At 46.8% G+C, this 23070-nt stretch carries 20 protein-coding genes; 15 read left to right on the top strand and 5 right to left on the bottom strand.

The window, feature by feature from the left end:
* The first annotated feature begins 238 nt into the window (after positions 1-238).
* From E1189_RS09405 to tal, 5 genes are all read left to right on the top strand, one after another.
* Positions 239-4918, top strand: coding sequence for an autotransporter outer membrane beta-barrel domain-containing protein (locus E1189_RS09405; RefSeq protein WP_196221351.1), 4680 nt, complete (start codon positions 239-241; stop codon positions 4916-4918).
* A gap of 206 nt (positions 4919-5124) precedes the next feature.
* Complete coding sequence (locus E1189_RS26240; protein WP_408014715.1) at positions 5125-5325, top strand: DUF4160 domain-containing protein; 201 nt, start codon at positions 5125-5127, stop codon at positions 5323-5325.
* The gene (locus E1189_RS09395) at positions 5306-5551 is read left to right on the top strand and encodes a DUF2442 domain-containing protein (RefSeq protein WP_155159817.1); all 246 of its coding nucleotides are present in this window, start codon (positions 5306-5308) and stop codon (positions 5549-5551) included. The genes E1189_RS26240 and E1189_RS09395 overlap by 20 nt, the downstream gene beginning before the upstream one ends.
* 483 nt (positions 5552-6034) lie before the next feature.
* Positions 6035-7024 carry a tRNA dihydrouridine(20/20a) synthase DusA gene (gene dusA / locus E1189_RS09390; protein WP_155159816.1) on the top strand — a complete coding sequence of 330 codons (990 nt, stop codon included), beginning with the start codon at positions 6035-6037 and terminating at the stop codon, positions 7022-7024.
* On the top strand, positions 7021-7980 hold the full coding sequence (gene tal / locus E1189_RS09385) for a transaldolase (RefSeq protein WP_155159815.1): 960 nt from the start codon (positions 7021-7023) through the stop codon (positions 7978-7980). The genes dusA and tal overlap by 4 nt, the downstream gene beginning before the upstream one ends.
* A 50-nt stretch (positions 7981-8030) precedes the next feature.
* Here the strand turns inward: tal and E1189_RS09380 are convergent, their stop codons facing one another.
* The 3 genes from E1189_RS09380 to E1189_RS09370 all read right to left on the bottom strand — a co-directional run bounded on the left by E1189_RS09380 (position 8031) and on the right by E1189_RS09370 (position 10643).
* Complete coding sequence (locus tag E1189_RS09380; protein ID WP_155159814.1) at positions 8031-8537, bottom strand: STAS domain-containing protein; 507 nt, start codon at positions 8535-8537, stop codon at positions 8031-8033.
* Positions 8534-9718, bottom strand: coding sequence for a SpoIIE family protein phosphatase (locus E1189_RS09375; protein ID WP_155159813.1), 1185 nt, complete (start codon positions 9716-9718; stop codon positions 8534-8536). The genes E1189_RS09380 and E1189_RS09375 overlap by 4 nt, the downstream gene beginning before the upstream one ends.
* Before the next feature lie 223 nt (positions 9719-9941).
* Complete coding sequence (locus tag E1189_RS09370; RefSeq protein WP_155159812.1) at positions 9942-10643, bottom strand: MlaA family lipoprotein; 702 nt, start codon at positions 10641-10643, stop codon at positions 9942-9944.
* A 466-nt stretch (positions 10644-11109) separates the two neighbouring features.
* Here E1189_RS09370 and E1189_RS09365 point away from each other — a divergent pair, with 466 nt between their 5' ends.
* A complete protein-coding gene (locus tag E1189_RS09365; RefSeq protein ID WP_155159811.1) occupies positions 11110-12045 on the top strand; it encodes a tyrosine-type recombinase/integrase in 936 nt (311 codons plus the stop codon).
* Positions 12046-12144: 99 nt separating this feature from the next.
* Here E1189_RS09365 and E1189_RS09360 read toward each other — a convergent pair whose 3' ends face one another.
* Together E1189_RS09360 and E1189_RS09355 are read right to left on the bottom strand one after the other, a co-directional pair.
* Positions 12145-12450: a hypothetical protein gene (locus E1189_RS09360; RefSeq protein ID WP_155159810.1), complete on the bottom strand. Its 306-nt coding sequence runs from the start codon at positions 12448-12450 to the stop codon at positions 12145-12147.
* Entirely contained in the window at positions 12447-12830 is a 384-nt protein-coding gene (locus E1189_RS09355) for a helix-turn-helix domain-containing protein (protein ID WP_155159809.1), read from the bottom strand. Before E1189_RS09355 ends, E1189_RS09360 begins: the two co-directional genes overlap by 4 nt.
* A 757-nt stretch (positions 12831-13587) precedes the next feature.
* Here E1189_RS09355 and E1189_RS09350 point away from each other — a divergent pair.
* From E1189_RS09350 to E1189_RS09310, 9 genes are all read left to right on the top strand, one after another.
* Positions 13588-14205, top strand: coding sequence for a recombinase family protein (locus E1189_RS09350; protein ID WP_329601962.1), 618 nt, complete (start codon positions 13588-13590; stop codon positions 14203-14205).
* A 101-nt stretch (positions 14206-14306) separates the two neighbouring features.
* A complete protein-coding gene (locus E1189_RS09345) occupies positions 14307-14786 on the top strand; it encodes a hypothetical protein (protein ID WP_155159808.1) in 480 nt (159 codons plus the stop codon).
* Positions 14787-14988: 202 nt separating this feature from the next.
* Entirely contained in the window at positions 14989-15813 is an 825-nt protein-coding gene (locus tag E1189_RS09340; protein ID WP_155159807.1) for a hypothetical protein, read from the top strand.
* A 32-nt stretch (positions 15814-15845) separates the two neighbouring features.
* Complete coding sequence (locus E1189_RS09335; RefSeq protein WP_155159806.1) at positions 15846-16055, top strand: hypothetical protein; 210 nt, start codon at positions 15846-15848, stop codon at positions 16053-16055.
* 765 nt (positions 16056-16820) lie between these two features.
* Positions 16821-19769, top strand: coding sequence for a hypothetical protein (locus E1189_RS09330; protein ID WP_196221350.1), 2949 nt, complete (start codon positions 16821-16823; stop codon positions 19767-19769).
* Between the two features lie 157 nt (positions 19770-19926).
* Positions 19927-20187 carry a hypothetical protein gene (locus E1189_RS09325; RefSeq protein WP_155159804.1) on the top strand — a complete coding sequence of 87 codons (261 nt, stop codon included), beginning with the start codon at positions 19927-19929 and terminating at the stop codon, positions 20185-20187.
* 282 nt (positions 20188-20469) lie between these two features.
* Positions 20470-22338, top strand: coding sequence for a DEAD/DEAH box helicase (locus E1189_RS09320; protein ID WP_155159803.1), 1869 nt, complete (start codon positions 20470-20472; stop codon positions 22336-22338).
* 19 nt (positions 22339-22357) lie between these two features.
* On the top strand, positions 22358-22705 hold the full coding sequence (locus E1189_RS09315) for a hypothetical protein (RefSeq protein ID WP_155159802.1): 348 nt from the start codon (positions 22358-22360) through the stop codon (positions 22703-22705).
* A gap of 201 nt (positions 22706-22906) precedes the next feature.
* The gene (locus E1189_RS09310) at positions 22907-23047 is read left to right on the top strand and encodes a hypothetical protein (RefSeq protein ID WP_155159801.1); all 141 of its coding nucleotides are present in this window, start codon (positions 22907-22909) and stop codon (positions 23045-23047) included.
* Positions 23048-23070: the final 23 nt, after the last annotated feature.

Raw genomic sequence — 23070 nt, 5'->3', positions numbered from 1 at the left:
GATATCAAGGGGTTTCGTGCGTTTTCCCTGCTATTGCCCGTAATTTGAGGCTGAAGACTATGCTGGTGATGGTGATACATGAACAAGCGCTGGATCAACTTTTTATTAACGACAGCCGTCGCCCAGAATCCTAAACTAAACTCCCTCCTGACTTTACTTTTTATGCTCATTCCAAGTCATGGTTTGTGAGACAGCGTGGTTGCCTTACAAGCGAGTGTTGCGAAGCTGGAGTGTATGTATGGCCTGCTCAACCTATTCTTGTGGCGCAGTTGTGCGTTGTGGATCTTCTGGAAAAGCCTGTTTTCTTTTGAAGCCACTGGCGCTTGCGGTTAGTGCTGGATTTTGTGCTTATGGTTATGCAGATTGCGTTAATCTTTATGGCTGGCCTACTTGGGAAACTAAAACCGTCGATTCGGACTGGGAGATTGAAAACCCTGCTCACATCTGCACGAATGCTAGCCATAATATCCACGTAATAGGCGGCACCTTTACTAATGCCGGAACTGTGCAAGGGGTTGCAGAATTAGGTGAAGTTGGAAAACCTATGATTTCTGCTGATGCCCCTGAATCAAAGGTAAATAATATCTCTGGTAGTCGTGTGATAACTGCTGCTAGCGAAGCAGTCCCATCCTCAGTAACAGGTATAGGTGCCAGAGGTAATAATACTGTTGTAGACAATAAGGGTACTCTGACAGTATGGGGGAAAACTGCAGACAGTGTAACGGTAAACACTGCCCCAAAAGGTATTCTGATCTACAGCAAGAAAGACGACAGCGGAAATGCCAGCGCTCAAAACAGCGGTACCATTGAGGTCAGGTCAAATAAGGCGCTGGGTATTTTGGTCACAGAAGGGGAAGCCACGAATAAAAAGGATGGTCAAATCACGGTATCCGGCGATCAGTCTGTGGGTATGAAGGCAGCCATCAAATATGTTCAGGAGGAAAATGCTCCGGATCATTCGCCTACAAATGCTATGCTGCGAAATGCCACTGTATCGAATGAAGGCAATATTTCCGTAACTTCAAAAGCCTCAGGTAGCTATGGAATGTCGACTGGCGACAGTAATCCAGCGGCGCCGGAAAATAAGGATGTAATAGCCCACGCTAAAAATGCAGGAACGATAACTGTTGATACCTCTCAACCCAGTCACGGTATGTTCAACGAAGAAGCTCGTGGAGTACTGGAGAACTCTGGCACTATTACTGTTTCTGGTTGTAACGATTCCACTGGTATAGCACTGAAGGGTAAAGGGGTATTCAAAAATACAGGGACAATCACCCACTCTGGAGCCGACGGTGTAGCTGTCGCAATCGGGGGAGGAACGGCTACAGAGAAGCCAACGGTTATATTCTCGGGAACTTCAAACATTACAGCCAGTGAGGGGAAGGCCCTCAAGGTTGTAGACAGTGGCTATCACGATATCTCTATTGAAGGTGGAACTTTTGATGGTGAGTTGGCTGGTTTTGGTTCAGCCCCTGATTCAGGAGTCAATGAAACACTCACTATTGCCCCCAGTGATCCTGTTCACATCAAAAGTAACATCTCGGGCTTTTCTACCCTTGCCATACAAAATCCAGAAGGAGAGAAGACATCTGCCAAGTGGCAGATTGATGGTTGGATAACAGGAGCCGGTAAACTTGAGGCCGATGGTATAACAATATCTGACTTACATGTTTCCGGGGAGGAAGTCGCTAGCTCTATTGATCCCAAGAAGGAGTCACAGTTGCGTTTTGCAACAGGGGCCAGCGCCTTAACCGTCAGCGAAGGCGCAACTATCGAGCATCTGAATATTGGAGCAGAAGCTCAAATCGGTGAGCTGAATGTACCCAGCGTAACTGTCAGTGGAACGGACTGGAAAGTTGGCACACTCACAGACACAACTTCACTATCTCACGGAGACAATGCCATTGCCAGTCTGGCAGTCGGTACCAATGTTAAAACCTCAGGCAATAAAAACGAGCTGGCGCTGAAGACAGACAAAAAGGTTGCAATCAATGGTGAAGGCACGATCAGCAAACTGGACATAGGGCAGGATGCCAAACTTGGCGACTTGACAGTGCCTGATGTCATCGTTAGCGGTAAGGGCTGGAAAGTTGGCACACTCACGGACACAACATCGCTGTCTTATGGAGGTAATGCCATTGAAAGTCTGGCAGTCGGTACCAATGTTTCTGCGCCAGCCAATCCCAACGAGCTTGCACTATTGACAGACAAAGAGGTTGCAATCAGTGGTGAGGGTGCAATCAGTAAACTGGACATAGGACAGGATGCCTGGATTGGCGACCTGACAGTGACCGATGTCACCGTCAGCGGTACAGGTTGGAAGGTTGGCACACTCACGGATACAACATCACTGGCTCACGGAGTGTATGCCATTGACAGTCTGGCTGTAGGTACAAGCGTTAAAAGCTCTGGCAAAAGCAATGAGCTGGCACTGATCACAAACAATGAAGTTACCGTCAGTGGAACCGGGGCAATCAGTAAACTGGACATAGGAAAGGATGCAAAGCTTGCAAGCCTGACTGTGCCGGAGGTGACGGTCAGCGAAGCCGGTGGATCAACAACCGGCACTATCAAAGGGACTACCAAACTGACTGTTAACGCTCCAGTGAATATCATCAATGTGGGGCAGGCAGGTTCGGAAAGTGCGGCTGCTGGCACCTTGTCGTTTGACACCAAACAGCCTTTGTCCATTCACGGAGCCGGGCCGGTGACCACATTGAATCTTTATTCAAGTGGTCAACTCGGTGAGGTTCACAGTGTCGAAGCGCTCAATGTCCAGGGTGCTGGCTTTCAGGCTCAAAACACTGAGAATCTGACAACTCTCAATCTCAATGCCTCTTCAACGAAAGTAACGGATGAAACACAAAGCAGCTCCTCAAAAAATACATTGGGGCTCACTTTTACACCGACTACTGAGATGAAAGTTTTCACTGTCAATACTGCATCTTCATCCGAAAGTCTTGATATTGACATGACCCATGCCTCCAAACGTCCGGCTATGACTTTGAACTTCAACGCAACACAAGGGGCCAGCAAACTTCGTGGTAATTCAAAGGCAGGGGATCAACTCTACTTACAGGGTAAAGGGGCATCAGAAGTTTCTGGCTTTGCCCAGATTCATATGAAGGCGTCATATAACTCTTCTGTGTTTAAAAGCACCAAGTCATCAGGGCTCACTGTTTATTCAGGCAAAACTCTGACTATTGACCCGGGCCAGAGCCTTGAGCTGAAATTCTATAATCAGCAGGGAACAGTTGAGGCAACACTGGATGTTAAAACAAGTTCATCACAGCCCTTTATCCAGGCTGAGACAGTCTCTTTGTCCCCTGAGAGCCTTGTTAAGTTGAAGCTGACGGATGCATTTAAGCAAGGTGTTGATCCCAGCAAAGAGTTCATTCTCTATAGTGCTTCTGCCAGTCTGACAGCTCCTGACAAAGTGGCTGTCTCTACCGATGATATGAATATCCGCTATCAGGCATCTGTTGGTGACAAGCAAGTCAAACTGAGTTATGTGGGAGGAGAAACCAGTAAGGATCTTCAATCCATCGGTGCTAACAATTCATCTCTTCAGGCTATGCCAATGGCAATGAAGGCTGGAGACGAGTCAGACGACTGGGTAGGTGAAACCCTCAGTGATAATGATGATCCAATAACGTTGGTAAGCATCGAGCAAGTCAAACTGGATTCTGTGGGAGGAGAAACCAGTAAGTACCCTGACATTCGTAATCGAATATTACCCCTTCCCGCGCCCGCTGACAGCGGTGAACAGCCGTTGAAAAGGGTAGTTAAGAATCTTCAAGCCATCGGTGCTAACAGTTCTTCTGTTCGGACAGTGGCAATGGCGTATCAGGCTGGAGCCAGTCTGGAGAAATGGATTGGCGATTTGATTAGTGAAAGTGCTCAAGATCCAGGTGCTTTGAAACGTATTGCCCGTGAAATAACACCAGACAACTCTGGCCGTGCTGTCGCTGCCGCAGTGGCCGGTGCCCAGCTTGCTGCCAGTGCCATAGGGGGGCGCCAATCAGGTCAGCGCACAGGTATTTCCTCCGGTGACATGTTGGAATCTGGTGGATTTTGGCTCCAGTATGCCTATAACGATGCAACTCAAAAACTGAAGGATGGTGTGGCTGGATTTGAGTCCAGACTCAATGGTTTCACATTGGGCGCAGATACCAGTGTAATCGATGATATTGCAACAGTAGGCCTGGCCTATACCTATTCAAAAGATGATTTGAGTGACAAGGATGGTTCCCATAACTCCATGAAGAGCGATGGACACACCTTCAGTCTGTATGGAACCTGGAATGAAGGTCCGGCTTTTGTAGATGGACGTGTCGGCTACGAGTTCAGATCAAACGATGCCAAAAGGTACACTCAGGGTCACCTGAATAAAGCCAGGTACGACACCAGGACCTGGGACGCAGGGCTGTTAGGTGGCTGGCGCTTCCCCTGGGCGATTGACGAGAAAACAGAGTTCACTCTTCAGCCTCAGGTTGCTTTCCATATGGCGAATATCAAAACGGATAAATATCGTGAAAAACCAAGTGGCTCGACTGCTGCCATATTGTCCTACGGGGCAGTGAAAAACGATGATTTCAAAATCATGGAGATAGGTTTTGGAGGCAAGGTAATAGGCGATGCAAGCATGGATAAGATGATGCTCAAACCTGAAGTGAGCCTGATGTACTTCCATAACTTCAAGGATGACCCCATAACTATGACTGGCCGCTATGCAGGCGGTGGTAGCAGCTTTACAGTTACTGGTGCTAAGCCAGCCAAGAATCGTTACGACTTTGGGCTGGCCGCCAATATGGGCTACGACCAGAACACAACCTTTACCCTGAGCTACAACTATGGCTGGATGAAAAAGTTCCACGCACACAGCTTTGTTGCCAAAGCCCAGTATGATTTTTAGTTGACACCTGATTTTCCACATATAGGAGAGTGGGTAAGTTCAGCATGACAACAGAGCCCTGTTTCGACAGGGCTTGATACTTGAATCCAGCTTTTCTTTTCCCCTACCTTTTTCTGGGGCTCTTGAAGAATCACATTTCGAAGAGCCCACTGAAGAACGCGTTGCTACAAAGCGATTACCCTTGCAAACCTTCTATACCACATCCCGTGACATCGCCGCGGCACCGTAACTTCCCGCACTTATGCTGGATTCAAAGAGACAAGGCTCTGGCAAAATTTTGGCTGAAGCCTGTCATGCTGGCCACTTCAACAAGATTTTCTGCCAAAGAAATCAGGGAACTCCACAAGTATGTAGAGAATAATCGAGACCGACTGCAGGAGGCATGGAATGAATACTTTAAAGGTTGAAGCACACCCTTTGGCTCAGGATGTAAGCTTTTCTGACTCTGAGCTGATTGTCAATTTGGTTGATGGGCGTGTCATACTTGTCCCCATATCCTGGTTTCCATCCTTGGCCAGTGGGACACAGAAGCAGCGCAATAATTGGGAATTACTTGGAGAAGGTGATGGGATACACTGGCCTGACCTTGATGAAGACTTAAGCGTAAGAGGGCTTTTACTCGGTTTTCACTAATGTGACTCTGGTTTATATAAGGGAACCAGTGTTTTGGAGAGTTAACCCATCCCCCCTTCGTCATCGTAACTTTCTGGAATCCGGTATCCAAAGCTGTATAACTCGATAGCGCAGTTTTTGCTGATTGACACTGATGAGAAGGCTATATAGTGTCTATCCGAAAACTTCGCAGTAGAAAGTCTGCCAAAGCCCTTGCTGCTCAAGGGATTGTTTCCTGACAGGCACTATATAGGAGGAGGACCAGACTACTGACACAGGTCAACCATTAAAAACTGCGCTATCGAGTGTTACCCTTCCTTCCCGTTCGTTTGCGTATAGTTGCCACTGTCTGTTTTTTCATTGTCCCAATATTGGCACAAATATTGTCACATCAGGTAAAACAGCGGAATTTATATTCCTTTAAAATCAGTAAGTTACGTGAACACCAGATAATCAAAAATGCGCTATAATCTTGTGCATACAACCGTAAGTTATTGATTTTTAATGAATAGAAGACTTTCTGTAGCGCCCATGATGGACTGGACTGACCGTCACTGCCGCTACTTCCTGCGCCTGATTTCTCGCAATACGCTTCTTTATACAGAGATGGTTACCAGTGGTGCCCTGATCCATGGAGACCGGGAACGCTTCCTCCGTTACAACGAAACAGAACATCCCATTGCTCTGCAGATTGGCGGCAGCACACCAGCGGATCTTGCCCAATGCAGCCGCTATGCCGAACAGTGGAGTTACGATGAAGTCAACCTGAATGTGGGGTGTCCCAGCGACCGTGTTCAAAACGGCGGTATTGGTGCCTGCCTGATGAAAGAACCGGTTCTGGTCGCGGATTGTATCAAAGCCATGCAGGATGCCACCAGCATTCCTGTAACGATCAAACACCGTATAGGCGTCAATGGTCGTGAGAGCTGGGACGAACTGGTGAGCTTTGTTGGTACAGTTGCAGACACAGGATGCAGAACCTTTATCGTACATGCCCGTATCGCTATTCTTGAAGGGTTAAGCCCGAAAGAGAACCGGGATATTCCACCCCTTAAGTACGACTGGGTTCACCGCTTAAAGCAGACCTTTCCAGATCTGGAAATTATTATTAACGGTGGCATCACCACCCTTGATCAGACCGAAGCACACCTGAAACACGTCGATGGCGTAATGATTGGTCGGGAAGCCTATAACAACCCCTGGATTCTGGCAGAGGCCGACCACCGCATTTTTGGTCAGGAACATCGCTCCTTCACCCGACACGATGTTGTTGAAAAAATGATACCTTATGTACAACAACATATTGATAGTCATGAAAAGCACGCTCTCAATCACATTTCCCGCCATATGCTGGGCCTGTTTAACGGTATGCCGGGGGCCAGACGCTTCCGCAGACTGTTAAGTGAAAATGCTCACCGTCCGGATGCCATGGCCGAACTGCTGAGAGAAGCCAGTGCCTTTTGCCTGCCTGCTGAACCAGGAACGATGATATGAATCAACTGGAACAACTGAAATCTCTGACCACCGTAGTAGCCGATACTGGTGATATCGATGCAATTCGCCGCTATCGCCCTCAGGACGCAACCACAAACCCAACGCTGCTGCTCAAGGCAGCCGGCCTGCCAGTCTATGAAGAGCATGTAAAAACCTCTCTGGCATTTGGCAAACAACTAGGTCGTGGCCAGACAGACATTCTTCACCATGCCACCGACAAGTTGTCAGTACTGATTGGCAAGGAAATTCTGAGCCTTATCCCCGGCCGAATTTCTACAGAAGTGGATGCTCGTTTATCTTTCAATACCCGTGCTACTGTAGATAAGGCCCATCGCCTGATTGAGTTGTATGAAAATGAAGGCATCGGCAAAGATCGCGTACTTATCAAGATTGCCTCTACCTGGGAAGGGATTCGTGCTGCCCAGAAGCTTGAGAAGGAAGGGATTCAAACAAATCTGACTTTGCTGTTCGGCTTCACACAGGCCAGCGCCTGTGCCGATGCTGGAGTGTACCTGATTTCACCTTTCGTTGGCCGCATTCTGGACTGGTACAAGAAATCCACCGGCCGTGACAGTTTCCCTGCGGCAGAAGACCCCGGCGTGATGTCCGTATCTCGCATCTACAACTATTACAAAGCCAATGGCTACGACACCGTAGTCATGGGTGCCAGCTTCCGCAACACGGGGGAAATCCTGGAGCTGGCTGGCTGTGATCGCCTGACCATTGGCCCTAACTTTCTGGAAGAGCTGGAAAACAGTACCGGTACCGTTGAACGCAAGCTTGACGCCAGCAATCCGTTCTCTGATGACAAGCAATCTTCCCTGGCTGAGAACACCTTCCGATGGGCAATGAATGAAGATGCTATGGCGACAGAGAAACTGGCAGAAGGTATCCGCAACTTTGCCGCAGATCAGGTGAAACTGGAGCAGACTCTGGCTGCTATCGCAAATAGCTGATGCCTGATTGTAGCCCCTCCCCTTGGCTAGCCTAGACGCTGGGAGGGCGCTTACAGGGCTTTACCTGCCTTACGATCCCGCTCCAGACGATCAACCAGATTCTGAAATTCCTGCCGGTTATGCTCGTTCAAATTCATAAGGGTTTTGTGAGCTTCCAACACCTTGTCCATCACATCCTGCTCAGAACCGTCTTCACAGGGCACGTCTTTCAGCATTTCCACACTGTCATCACTTGCAGCGGTAACGATAAAAAAGACCTTATCAAAGCCCATCGTCACCAGAATACGATTGATGTCCTCGTTTGTAGAAACGATAGTGGGCACAATGCCGAAACACTTCTGGGACTGGATAGATAACCTCGCCAGCAAACCAAGAGAGGTGCTATCGATGCCACCTGTTTCGGTGAGGTCAATAATGACGGACTTTATACCCGGCTGTTTGAGAATGGATTCAAGCATTTTGTCCAGCGTTGAACACAACGTTAAACGTACATCCCCAACAAATTTCAGAATAAAGCTGCCGTCCGATTCGGCATACTGGATTTTTCCCGCGCTCATTCAGCCCTTCCGCCTAACACCAGCAAGGCAATATCATCCGGCGCTTCATGCAGATCCTGCACAGCAAGCCGTGACATTACTGTTTCCACAGAGTCAGCCTTTTCATCTATTACAGACAGCAGGTACTGCTCTTTTTCCTTCAAGGTTTCCTGAGGCAAAACCTCAAGAATTCCGTCCGAGAAGATAGTTAAAGTAAATGGGCCAGACAAGTCAATTGTCACATCCACAAACTCCGCATTCTCGAACAAACCTACCGGTAACCCTTGCCCCTCTATGTATCTGGACTTTCCCCCCATGCTCAAAATCGGCAAGGGAAAGTGCCCGCCTATAGAGTATGTAAGCGTGTTGGCCTTGGTATCAATCACCCCCCCAAATACCGTCACATGTTTACCCAGTTCACTGCTCAACAGATTGCGGTTGATGGTGGAAAGAACGAGTGAGGGGCGAATCGGGCGCTCTTGCCCCCGCATCTTATACTCATGCAGTAACGACATAGACATATGCTTTAACAGCACTGTTACAAAGGCTGAGGACGCTCCATGACCTGATACATCGGCCAGATAGAAGCCAAAGCAGTGGTCGTTAATGGGAAAATAATCCACAAAATCGCCACTGAGATAGAGGGAGGGAATAATTTTGTAATCGATAAAGTAATTATCAAACCGAAACGGCCCCTGGGGGAGCATTTTCATCTGAACCTGTCGTCCGGCCTTCTGGTCTGTGCGCAGCACTTCGAGGCTCTCTCTCAGTGATTTTATAGCCTCTTCCAGACTTTCCCGGTATCTGCAGTTCTGAAGAGCCAGTTCGGCATTATCGAGGGAGCGATTAACCGCATGCTCAAGCACTTCGAGATCAACAATAGGCTTGATAATGTAATCACTGGCTCCTAAACGGAGGGCCTCCACTACATCAGCCATCACCCCGGCACCAGAAACAACGATAAAAGGTGTTTCCGGGGATTCCTTCCTCACACGCCTGAGCACACCAAGCCCATCCAGTTTGGGCATACGAAGATCGCAAAGAATAAGATCGGGGGTGTGCTCACGGAAAACGTCAAGACCATGCTCGCCATTTTCCGCTTCCAGCACTTGAAAACCGCTGTCTTTCAGATAGGCAACGATGCTGTCCCTGACGATGGCATCGTCATCAATAACCAGTAACCTGCTATTGTCTCGATTCATAGCCCCACCTGTCCCTGGCTGGGTTGACTAAGAGATTTGGTCCACTCAGACAGACTGAACATATAGCTTTACTTAACGGCTTTGACATTACTCCCTCACAGATAAGTGTGCAAGAAGGGATAGGGTACGTGGATAGACAGAGCCTGAAGAATAGTGGAAAAGAGAGGAAGGGGAAGGGCGGCAGAGGGAGATAAGCTCCCCCTGCTAGAAAAGGCGCAAAGAGTTAGAAGTCATCCTGCGGTGTTTCACCGGTCAGGAGGAAGTCCCGACGCTGTAGGTAAGCGTCTCGAATAAAGGTGTACTTATCACCCACAATCAGCCCTTCCTGCTTCAGCAGCTGGGCACGGAGACTGACGAGATCGGTCGACTGCAGAATCAGCCTGTCATGGCTGTCCTGAACATGATTGATGGGCTGCAGTTGCATATCCGGGTACAGACCAGCAGAAGAGCGCACTGTACGCGGGCCGAATAATGGCAACACTACGTACGGGCCAGATGGCACGTTCCAGTGAGCCAGGGTCAGGCCAAAGTCCTGATACTTATACTCCAGACCAACAGCACTACCCACATCCAGCAGCCCTAGCATACCGACAGTACTGTTCAGTACGAAACGACCTGCGGTCACACCTGCATCCCTGATGCGGAATTGCAGCAGTTCATTCGCGAAGTTACGAATCTCTCCGAGGTTCTGGAAGAAGTTGGAAACCAAGCCTTGAACAGGGTCTGGGGTGATAGTGTCATAGCCTGTTGCTACAGGTTTGAGAATCCAGCTATCCAGCTTATCGTTGAAGGCGAAGGTGACACGGTTAACCGATTCCCAGGGATCATTGTGGCTGACAGTAGCAGCCGCCTGTAATGTGCCGGAGCCACCAAGAACCATAAGGAACAAGGCCGCTTTCAGGCCAGATTTGAGTTGATGCAGCATCTTTACCCTCACCAAAGGTCTATGTGAAGAAACTATTGTTATTATCGGCCCCAAGGGACGAAGTTGTATCTGCTCGGCATAAGTAGGAGAGAAACTCTGCCTGAGCAAACATCCGGAGTCATACAAGGATTGAACGAATCTGTATTAGGATAACAAATCCTACACTCGAAATCCGAGTACTGTTACAAGGTGACACACTACAGGAAGAATGCGAAATACCGAACTCCGAAAGGAAAAGTCAAGGTAAGCTATTGAAGGAGTTAGCAGTTTTTCGTTAAAATAGTGTCACTCCTGCCACGAATTGGTACGCACGTTTGTGAAAGGGAACTACTCTTACTGCAGTAGGCAATCGGGTCCCCATAGTTTAACCGGATAAAACTGCCGCCTCCTAAGCTCGGATATTAAGCGGTTCATAACTGGTGGTTTCACGCCATGCGTAGTCTGTACCTCGCCTAAAGGTACACTAATGGCTACATTCGTCAAAACAAAGACAAACCAATGGAAGGCTATCGTTAGGAAAAACGGTGTCTTCAAGAGCAAAACATTCAAACGAAAACCCCAAGCACAGCAGTGGGCTGGTGATATTGAAGAGTCAATAGTCGATGCTCAAAAAGCTATCCTTCCTACATTTATAGACATCCTTTCCCAGTACATTGAGCATGTGAATCACAAGCTTGGTGAAGCAAGCTATATACGCCGCCTGAAGCCTTCCCTTGAACTTCACTGTCTGGATACACTGACACCCCTTCATCTAGATAGAATACGGGATGAACGCCTTAAGAAGCTGTCAGGAACAACTGTACGGAAAGACCTACTGTTTATATCCCGTGTGTACACCTTTGCAATTAACAAGCTCAGGATTGATGTAAAGAACCCTGTCCGTCTTGTTTCCCTTCCCAAGGAGAATAAGCCAAGAAATCGAATAGCAAGCATGAATGAACAGAGGCTAATACTTGACAATGTATCTGATAAAATGCGCCCTATTTTCATTCTTGCCATCGAAACAGCAATGCGCAGGTCAGAGATTCTTTCTATCAAATGGGAGTATGTAGATATTGGAAGGCGAAAGCTAGAGTTGTATGACACGAAGAATGGAGAGAGTCGTGAAGTCCCCCTAAATAGTAGAGCCATTGATACCATTAGGAATCTTGGAGTTAGAACCCATGGAAAGATATTCAGTGTTTCAAAGGATGGTGTCACTGGAGCCATGCAGAGAGCTTGTATTCGTACAGGTATCATAGACCTACGCTTTCATGACTTAAGGCATACAGCTATAACGAAGTATGCACTGAAAGGTATGTCAGTAGCACAGCTCAAAGTCATCTCTGGTCACAAGTGTCTTTCTCAGTTGAGTAGGTATGTAAATCTTAAAGCTAGTGATGTGGTTGGTTTAATGGATTAAAGAGCAGATTGGTTAAAAAACAGGCGACTGTATGCGCATCAAATGTGATTCAGCAAAGCTGAGTGTCGAAGCGTGGGCGTACAGTCGCATGCTTTAGGGTCATTTCACTGGGTAAGCATAATCTTCATCACATACAGCGTGAGTTATCTCCCAGCCATGCTTATGTTTGAAAGTTGTTACTGCATGTTTACAGTTACTCCAATCAATTTCAATTTTATGCAGCTCTTCAAGGCGCTTGAGATGTTTTTTCAGTGTAGCCACTGAGAACCCTGTAATATGTGCAAAAAGATTTAATGGCGTTGCGTGACTATCACCTTGCGAGCAAAGGTTGGCTGATGCTACCAATACCCACCGCTCACTTGGAGACAGAAAACCGAATTCACGTGGATGTACTATAGCTGTCATTCTCCATCACCCTCCAAAGCAAAACCTTTATCAGCCCAAGTCCTGTCAGTCATCTTCTCTTCAAAGGTCTTCGGTTTTGGATAGGTCTCACCATTGGCATACGCTTCCCTTGCTTTCTGCCTGATGACAGGTTCCAGATTGACCCGATAAAGGTTGCTTGAGCTTTGTTCCTTCCCGCTGGTTATTGTGATATGTCCAGACTTTTGGAGAGTATTCAGCGTTCGTTTAAGCTTGCTCAGTGACATACCTGCCTTGGCTGCTATTCGCTTCTGACTCCAAAAGTGTGTACCAGTCTTGGAATCACAAAGAGTTGCCATCAAGACCAGTAACCAGCGTTCAGCATAAGGGAGACCTTCTAGGTCTTCATCGGTAACTTTCATGATGGCTGATTCCAGATATGCAAATGATATTGACGACATTATAAACCCTAGGTCTGTTTGAATTAAGAGTAGCTCTAACACGGCTATTGAGTAATCCTATCAGAGCTACACCTAGTAGGTCTAGTACGTCTACAATCAGAATATCATTCTTTTTATCAGAATTTCAGTAACAGAGGTCGCTCCCGCTCCCGTGACTGGGACGTTTGTTCTGGAAAGACAAGAAAAGCAGAGAAGAAGAAAGCAGAGTAGTGAAAGACAGTGAATGAGTTTTCGCCAATTTGGGCGAAAAAGGGGTAATACTTAAAGTCTACGTACTATCACCATCCACCAGCTTTTCACTATAAAAATCTCTGTGGTCTTTTGACATTAGGCTTCGCCTCGCGTGTCCCCCATAAGCCAGGCAGCGAGGATAGTCCTAGAAGCTCCTGTGTTGCGTTCTAAGGCGTTCTGATGATGTTGGTAGTGTGGTTTGGTGGGTAGACGACAGAAGGCGTTGAAAGGGCTTACAGGAGCTTTCTTGAATCATGGTGCAGAGGCTCATTCCCTAAGTGACCTGGAGTGCAGACCCAACACTAATCACATCTTCTGCCCATCCTTCCGTGTGCTCTATCTGCTGTGTGTCATCTATCAAAAGGTATACCCACAGGAAAACGCAAACCTATGTGATAGATTTCTATCAAAAGGTACTTGAAAGGCTTAATTGATAGAATTATCATTTAAGCATCAAATTTAAGCCAAGTGATAGAAGACTACTAAAGTGAAACTTTTCCCATACCTGCGAGCAAGTACCAAAGAACAAGACGCTACCAGAGCAAAGTCTGTACTGAATGACTTCATACAGGAGAACAACCAAGAGCCTGAACAGTGGTTCATTGAAAACGAATCTGGTGCAACGCTTGAACGCCCTGCGCTTATGCAGCTGTTGGATGTTGCTGGTAAGGGTGATGTCCTCCTTATTGAAGCTGTAGACCGTCTAACACGTCTATCAGCAGACAACTGGAAGAAACTGAAGCGAGCTATTGAAGACAAAGGGATACATATTGTTTCTCTTGACCTACCAACTAGCCACATGGTTCTTAATGCCTCTAGTGGTGGTCTGGTAGGAGACATACTGGTTCACGTAAATAATCTATTGCTTGAGATTCTGGCTACCACTGCACGCAAAGACTACGAGGACAGACGACGCAGGCAAGCTGAAGGCATTGCCAAGGCTAAAGCTGAGGGTAGGCTCACAGGGCGTAAGGCTAACCCTGAGACTGTTAAGAAGTGTGCTTATGCTGTTGAGCTGCTGGGCAAGGGTCTTAAAAAAGAGGAGGCTGCAAGGGCTGCTGGTATAGGTGTAGCTACCCTGTATCGTTATCTTAAAGCTGCGTGAAGCAAGCTGAAAGCTTCCCTAAGAGCTTACTAGAAGACCGCCTCTGTGTGGTCTTTTTCTGTATTAAGGAGAACGCGCTTTGCTTCGAGAATACCTAACAGATGGCGGGATGCAATGCTGGTAGTCTGACAGAAGACTCACCACACATAAATGAAGCAATGTTCAAGAAATTTGTTGCAACAGTGACATTACTCGCAACCTCTAGTCTGACAATGGCTGCATCTACACAGCACGGCTTTGCAGGTAACCTAACAATAGATGACCTCACAAGCTACACATGCCGTGATGCGATGCGAGATCTCAGTACAGGGCTTGATAAGCCTGAAGCTATCCTATCGGTTATAGCTCCACTGTCTCCTGCCCAATATACTCTTTCAGTAGAGAAGGGTTATGACCCTGTGAAGATATACAATGCAATAAGCTATGCAACAGGTTATGTCTGTGCTGGCTCACCAGATGGTGTATTTGCAGCAGGTATATTAACAGCAGCTGAAAGCATTGCGGAAAGTCCAGAGCTAATACCCTCAGGTAGCTCACGGTGGAATGAGAGTAGATGGGAGTCTATCCATTTGGTGAAGTGAAACACCAAAAGGCCGCCATTGTGTGGTCTTTTGCTTTATGCCTTCCCATTCTTTAATGTTAGGGGGTGACAAAGTACCTTATGCGGTTTCGGCACCCCCAACACTTACTTGACTCCCACCTCAGCATCCTTCACCATCCCCACTAATGTTAATACCCTGCAAAGGGTCTTATGCCTTATCGTCACCCCCAACACTTAATACCATGAAACGAACCAGTAAGAACCAGAAAGCAATCCTTGCACTAGCAGAGCAGAAGGGAATGGAGGGATTGACTGTAGCCTCTGTAGCTCGCAGCCTGAACATCATGGAGCCTTCAGCAAGCCGGGCAATGAAGACCCTACGTGAAGCCGGGAGGCTTTACCGTGACCTTGACACCACACTGTACTACAGCCCTAACTATCGAGGAGAGGTAGAACTAGAGAGCAGGGCAAAGGCTGAAGCCAGCCGAGAGCAAGCAGAAAGGGAAGATGAAGCCCAGCTTAAAGCTGACTACGAGCGTTCCCAAAGACATATTAGGTTTGCATTGCTGCATATTGAGTATGAGGAATGGGAAGAGCTGCTAGCCATCCTGAAGCAAATGAGAAAGGAGGGTCTCACAATACCCATGAAGGGCTTCAGAAGGCAGGGAACAATGTATGCTGTAATACGAGCACACTTTAAGTGTAACTGGCAGCCAAGCGAACAGCTACTGAAAGACATCATCAGTAAGGGGAGTGACCAGAAGGCACGCTATGAGTTACTACAATCCGTAGGGTACTCCATTGAATCCGCTGATTACGTGAACATAGATGTAGGGTATGAGCAGAAAGCAGAGTTCACCAAGGCAGCCAGGAGGGGAGATAAGGAGAGGATGGTGTCATTGCTTGAAGAGTCCCACGCAAGGACAATGCAATGGCATGAGAGAAACAAGGGAATGTTTGTTCCTGCCACATGGTCTGACGAACAGATTGATACCTACCACCAGCAGAACAGGACTGAAGCAATAGAAAAGTATCAGGCAATGCTGAAGCAGATACAAATCTCCTGAACATCTTTTTACCCTTCCCTAAAGACTCAACAATGAAACAAAGTAACATGCAAACATTCCGCATTCCCAAAGACATAATGTCAGACCTGCAGGCAAAGGCCGAAGCAGAAGGTAAAGAAATCAATGAGATGGTGTGTCTTGCTATCGCCAGAGAAGCATATTCAGAAATCAAGAATCCTGTAGAAGCTCCTGTAGTGAGCTGTAAGAGCACTCAAAATAAGGAGGGGCGTTTTAGGAATTAAAAGCCTAAGCTCAACACAGGGCAATACGGAGCCTCCTGAGAGGTTTTACAGGCAGAAGCCTCTCTCCACTCTCCTGCATTTATCCCAAGATAGTCTCAAAGATAAGAATCATTCTCATCTAGGTGATACACATGCACACGTACCCAATCGGTAATTACACCTAAATATATGGATATAACTTCCATCGGGGAAGCCTACAGCCAGCTACCAGCCTGACTATTTGCATGTCACCTAGCAATAAAGCGTGACATAGCATCATTTGTACGACACTGCAACAGTAATTAGCATTCGCTCATATTCTGAACGCCAGCTATGAGTGTTCCCGCTATTTAACAAGATAACCACAGAAACAAATCTCAGCCCCATCTGAGAGAACAAAAATCCAAACCGTTCATCTGAATACGTTCTCTGTTGTCACTGCCATTAGTTGCTTAATGGTTTGGGATGGTAGTGAATGGGCTTCAGAGAGCGTATTCAAATGAGTGACAACACTTTATGACAAACGTAATTCAACGCTCTGCCTGCTCCAAGTGTGGCGGAAGCGATACCGTAGTAATCTTTGAAAATGGCAATACCTATTGTCACAAGTGCGAAGACAAAACATTCAATAATCCTCTGCCATCCAGAGCACAACATCAAGCACCCGCTAAGAGGTTTGACCCAACACCATACGACAATGCAGCTGTACTGAACGGACGCAGCACCCACAACTACCTAACAGCCAAGCGCATAGCAATTCCAAGGCTCTCATCGCTTCCAATCAAGATGGATATTGATGGTGCTCTTCTTATTCCGTTCCATAGCCTCTCAGGTCAGCTCCAGACATTCCAACGCATCTACCCTGACGGAAGTAAGAGGCTTGCTAAAGGGGGAGTGAAAGAGGCAGCATTTCTTGCTATTGGTGCTGATGTCTTCAATGCAGAAGAGATTTACTTTGTAGAAGGTTTTGCAACAGGTGTAACACTCGCTCGTCATGTCAACTCCCCGAGCTGTTCAATCGTTGTTTGCATTGACAAAGGCAATCTTCCTAAAGTCATACGCAAGTTCCGTGACTACTGTCTTCCTGCTAAGTTCACAATCTGTGCTGACAATGACCATCAATCCTCTGGTAATCCGGGGTTAAGCATGGCAACAGTGACAGCACGAGAGCTTCGTACTGACATCTTATATCCTGCCTTCACAATAGAGCACAAAGGCTGTTCTGACTTCAATGACTGGGCAAACCTTCCTGTAGGAAAGCATCCTCAGCTTATCCGTAAAAAGGCCGCATCAATTCAACGGGAAGCTCTTAACACAGGACAGACTGAAGCCTTTAAGATGTCCATCTCTCCAGCAGCTGCAGTATACCGAGTATCTGCCCTATTGGAATTGGGAAAGAAAGCGAAGCTCTCAGTCAACGATAAGCAGATAATGATGAATTGCTGTCATTCATACATGCACTCTGTAGGTGTCTCACAATCTGAGATTGCCAAGACTCTTGGACATTGGACACAGGCAATCGGGACACTTTACGAGGGTGAAGCCATTGTCAGATATGAAGTATCCCCTGCTGACTGGAGTGCTTACTTTAACATGCACCGAGGCGAGAGCAGAAAGCCAAGCAAGATAGTACAACCCCTACACAAGCGTAATCCCAAAGACAAATCAACCCTGTCACGTGGTATTAGTGAAGCTCTGAAATGTGCTCACCTGAAATGCAAGAACACCCTATTGGCTTCTGAAGCTGGGGCAGGTAAGACACGGGAAGCAGTGGCTCAGATTGCTCAATTTGCTGCAGCAAACCCAGATAAAACCATCTCCTATCTTGTGCCTGATTTGAAGCTGGGTGCTGAAGTGTACGAATCATTTAAGAAGTATTGTGTCAGTAACAACCTGCACATCTCAATAGGCTTCATTAAAGGCAGAGCATCTGCATGTGATGCTAAACCTGAGCTTATTGCAGCACTGAAAGAGAGTAAAAATCCATACGCTCACAGCAACCTCTGCAAGGTATGCCCAAAGAAAGACACCAGCTGCCCTTATGAACTTCAGTTCGGCGAGGTTCTGTCTGATGAAGAAGGCCAGGAACACAAGCAAGCTAAGAAATACAACATCCGTATTCAAACAAGCAACGTACTCACCACACCTATCAGCAAGGAAGATGAGTTCTCTGTTCCTTCTCCTGACATAACTTACATTGACGAGGACTTCTCCAAGCAAATATATGGGAATTATGAATTCACTGCTCAGGACTCCCAGACATGGAAGCAGATTATCCGTGATGTTGAAGACAAGAATTATGGAGGTCTTCAAGCGTATGCCTCAGCACTCGCCACGGATGCTGTAAACGCTCTCCGTAAGCTCACAGCAGAAGAAGAAGAGAAGAAGCAAGCAGAGAAGCCCATGGTCAATTATGAAGGTGCTATGAGTGGGGAGGTATCTACAGAATCCTTCAGGTTGCAGCTTGAGCAGTACAACGAGTGGGTACAGGAACATAGCCGCAAGCTAGGCAAGTGGAGGAAGCTACAAGACGTATTGGGTGTTATGGAGTTAATCGGTGAAACATCTAAATGCCTACGCTTTGATGGTGATAAAGCCTACTTGAATCACCGCAAAGAGGTTCAGTACCGTTTCAGTAACAGCACATTCATTTGTCTTGATGCAACTGGTCAGCTCAAAGTTGCCTCTGAGCTTCTCAATAAATCTGACATGGTGGAGGTTAAACTTGACTGCAAGTACCAAGGATTAGCTTCAGTGTCTCAATGTTACGACCGCTTGTTCAGCAAGAAACAGCTGGAGGAAGATGGAAGCATTGACGAAGCAATAAAGGTAATGCGGAGCATGGCTAAAGGCAGGATGGCTGCTGTGGTGACCCATAAAGCCTTCCTGCATCACTTTGAAGGAACTGAGTTCATGACTGCTAACTTCGGTAATACTCGCGGTCACAATCGCTTCTCTGAAGCAGGAGTGCAGGTGTTATTCGTCTTGGGAAGGTATCAAGTTCCAGAGTATGCTATTGAGAACTTCCAGCGTAGTATCTGGAGCTATGACACCCCTGACATGACGCAAGAGTACATAGAAACAGGGTATCTGATGTCTGATCCATCACACCCTAATGACACGAAAACTCTTGTTTATGCTCATCCACGGACTCAGGCCATCAAAGAGATGATGTCTGATGCAGAGACCTACCAAGCTCTCCATCGCATGCGGATGATTCATAGTAAGCACCGCTGCCAGGTTGTCTTGCTTACCAATGAAGTGCAGAGGGTTACTGTTGACGAGCTATTCAGCTATGACGCAGTTAAAAAGCAAGTACTTCTGAAAGACAAGATTAAAGCAGAAGGGTTCTCCACTGTGTGGTTCAGCAGGAAAGATGGAATTGGTGAGGTCTCAAGAGTCAATGACTATGGAGAGTTTGCAAGTGACCTGAAGAAGCCTGCTGCAAAGAAGCACCGACTCAATATGGTCTTAAGCCATCCTGCAGATTATCTGATGTGTGAATGGAGTTATGTGGTTAAAACCAAAGAACGCAAAAAGAAGACTGGAAGCGTTCTTGTCCCCATTAACATGCAAGAGAATGAAGTCATTGCCTTAATCGAAAGCAAGCAAGATGCTCAACTATGGGAGCTTGAACGCATCCCTGCAGGGGTGCAGACAGAATATCCTGACATGCAGAAGATATCTTTCGATGAAGCCTATGAGCTATTGAAGCCAAGAGAAGAAGCAGCCTGACTTTAGCTTTAAAGTGCGCCAGAAGTGCCCCTTACCTTATCAAGACTCTATATAACATCACAGGCACTTCTGGCGCACTTTAACCCAACTTAAATCATATCTTCTGCTCAATCTTTTCACCTGCCTAAAGACAACGTAACAAATGAGTCAATCTGAAATGACAACCAAATCTGAAATGACAACCCAAGCACAAACCTTAACCCAATCTGAACTTGTAACCATTATCTGCAACGTCCTTGATGACCTTGGCATTGAGCTTCCTGAAGATGGCTGTGAAGAGTTCCCTGAATACGAAGACTATGGCATTACTGAAGGTGCAGAGATTGACGTCTCTACACTGTGCGAAGCTGTAGCCATTGCATTGGGAAGGGTCTTAACCAGCGATGAGCGAGCTGTAGTTATGCAGCACGTTCACTAAGAGATTATCTCTTCAGCTGCTAAACGTGAGGGTCAATATGCTATTGGCTCTCTTCTTAACAGGATGCGCGAACAGTACAAAAGCAATAATGCTTTTAGTGCTGCTATACGTTCGGAAATTATTGAGAAAATTTCCGAACCCATACTTTCCACTACAAGCTATCCGGTCGGAAATTATTGAGAAAATTTCCGACACCGTACTTTCCACTACAAGCTATCCGGTCGCTAATTATTGAGAAAATTAGCGACACCTCCAAACCAATTAACTTAACAACTATTCTAAATGTATACACTCCGTCCATACCAAGAGGATGCTATCTCTGCTTGCCTCAAATCTATCAATCCTAACTCTGCTCAAATCGCTGTACTCGGCACTGGAGCAGGTAAGAGCATCATCATAGCCGAAGTCATCAAAAGGCTGTCAGGTAAGGTTCTGGTGCTTTCACGAAGCAAAGAGATAACTTCCCAGAACGCTGAAAAGTATCAAGCTCTTACTGGAGAAAGACCCTCAATATTCAATGCTGGTCTGAAGCAGAAGTGTCTGAAAGAAAGGGCTGTATTTGCTTCTGTTCAATCACTCTATCGCCTGGCAGAAGAAGACTACCCAGAGTTCAAGCTGATTATTATTGATGAGTGTCACCAAGCAGGGCTTGAAGCCGGAACACCTGAGACCTCTCAATACAATACTGTAATCCGTCACGCTAAGAGGATTAACCATTCAGTCTCATCACTTGGCCTTACAGCAACTCCCTATCGTCTGAAGACAGGTGGGGAGGTCATGAACTGGTTTATTTATGGAGGCAAGGGCTGCTATTGGGATGATGTTTGCTATTCAATCTCAGAGTCTGAGCTAACGAAGATGGGATACCTTGCACCTCTGAAATACAACACAATGCTTGAACCATTGTTCTCTGGAGAAGGAGCAAAGGTCAATGGTAATGACATCACAAGCTCAGAGCTGTCATTTATCTGTGATGACACAACAAAAGTACGTTCTGCAATAGCTCACACTGAGCTTGTAGCGTCATCCCGTGAAGGTGGCTGTATTCTTTTCTGCGCAACACGTGAGCAGACTATCATGGCTGAACAGCAATTGAAGTCTGATAGCAAAGCCGTCCTTCTCGCTGACACTCCAGCGAAGCACAGAGACTCAATTCTCAAGCGCTTCAAAGATGGTGAAATCAAATACCTTATTAACCTTGCTGTCCTTACAACAGGCTTTGACGCTCCCAACATCACTACACTCTCCCTAATGCGCCCTACAGCATCCAAAGCTCTACATGAGCAAATCATAGGGCGAGGTATGCGACTGGCTGAGGGAAAGACTGAGTGCCTTGTGTTGGACTTCACAGACAATGCTGAGCGACTGCTTGATGCTGCCCAGCTCTCAGACCTGCATAGGAATGAGATGTCAGAGGAAGATGGTGGAGATGAAGAGCGCAAAGAGTCTGAAGCAATCTTCTGCCCTACATGCCACACTCAAGTAAGCCCCAGGGCAACTATGTGTACGGCCTACCTCAAGCAGGAAGATGGAGGTTATGCCTTCTGTAAGACACCTGTGAACACCATATCGTGCCCTGTGTGTGGGACACAGAACGGTAAGCATGATGAGAACTGTAAGGAATGTAAGACCCACCTGAAGAAGACTGAAGAGTGTTCATTCTGTCACGCACAGACCCCTGCAGGCTCCCCTTACTGTACCTCCTGCGGCCTACCTCCGAAGCTCCCTGTTATCAGCCTCCGTTCTGCAGTTGTCAAGGAAAAACGCTATCACAGTAAGAATGTCTTCATGGTAACGCCTACATATTTCCTATTCGGAATGAAGACATGGGCTTTTGAATTTCATTTCAGGTGGAGTGGCTACCACTACAAGGAAGTCAATAGTGTTGGTCTGAAGAAGTTTATGCTTATTCTTGCCCCAGTGCTCAAGAAGGTTGGAATTAGTACAGAGGCTCAACGCCTCGCTTTCTGTGGAGACGATGATGGTCTTCGTGACCTGCTAAAGGAGCATAAGAAAGCTATTTGTGGGGCTGTCAAGACCCTTTATGTCTCATTCGATCGTGACCCACATGGAGATGGTTTCACGCCCTTTCTTCAGGGACTGGACATATTACCAGTTCAAAGACTCCAAGAAATCAAACAAGCAGCCTAAATAACATGACGGAGATTACATGAAATTAAAATTAGCGAGGGTTACTCCTCGTTCATGTAATCTCCGTCGCCTACTTTTTAACCAAAACAATATAAAACCAATGAATAGCGAATATACCGCGAGCAACATCCGTGTTCTAACAGATGCTGAGATAATTGAACGTCAGCCTTTCGTGCTCATACACGAGATTGCCAGAAAGTATAGCCAGCCAACAACCTTCATTGAAAGGGGCTTTGAGGTCTGCTTCAGGCTGTCAATACCTCCTGACTATTTTATCAACCGCTACATCCTAAAAGCTGACATCCCTGAGATGCCTGAATTTACAGCAACCTACATCGACCTTATGCGTGAGCAGAGAAACCAATGAAAAATCATCATACACATTACACCAAACTATACCGCTCTGAATGGAATGCAGTTAAAGCCCTTCAGGAAGCCCTAAATCTTGAGACACCTAACAAGGCAATTCGCTATGCCATCAAACTAGCAGCCCAAGTAAACCACCAGCAGATACGACACACAGCCAACCTGAAGAGGTCTGTAATACTGGAGAACGAGAGGATGAACAATGCCCAATGAACTAACAGACGACTACTACAGCCAGCTTGAAGCAGAGCTTGCAGAATATGACAAATCTCTACCTGCATGGACTCCTGAGCTTCAAGAGCTGTATGGAATCACACAGGACGATATGGAAGAAGCCGGCTAAGTTACCCATGACGGTTGCTTGAA

The organism is Parendozoicomonas verongulae (assembly GCF_009711465.1).
GTDB lineage: Bacteria > Pseudomonadota > Gammaproteobacteria > Pseudomonadales > Endozoicomonadaceae > Sansalvadorimonas > Sansalvadorimonas verongulae.
The sequence above is the reverse complement of the archived record's forward strand: the minus strand, read 5'-3'. Positions and strand labels throughout refer to the sequence as shown.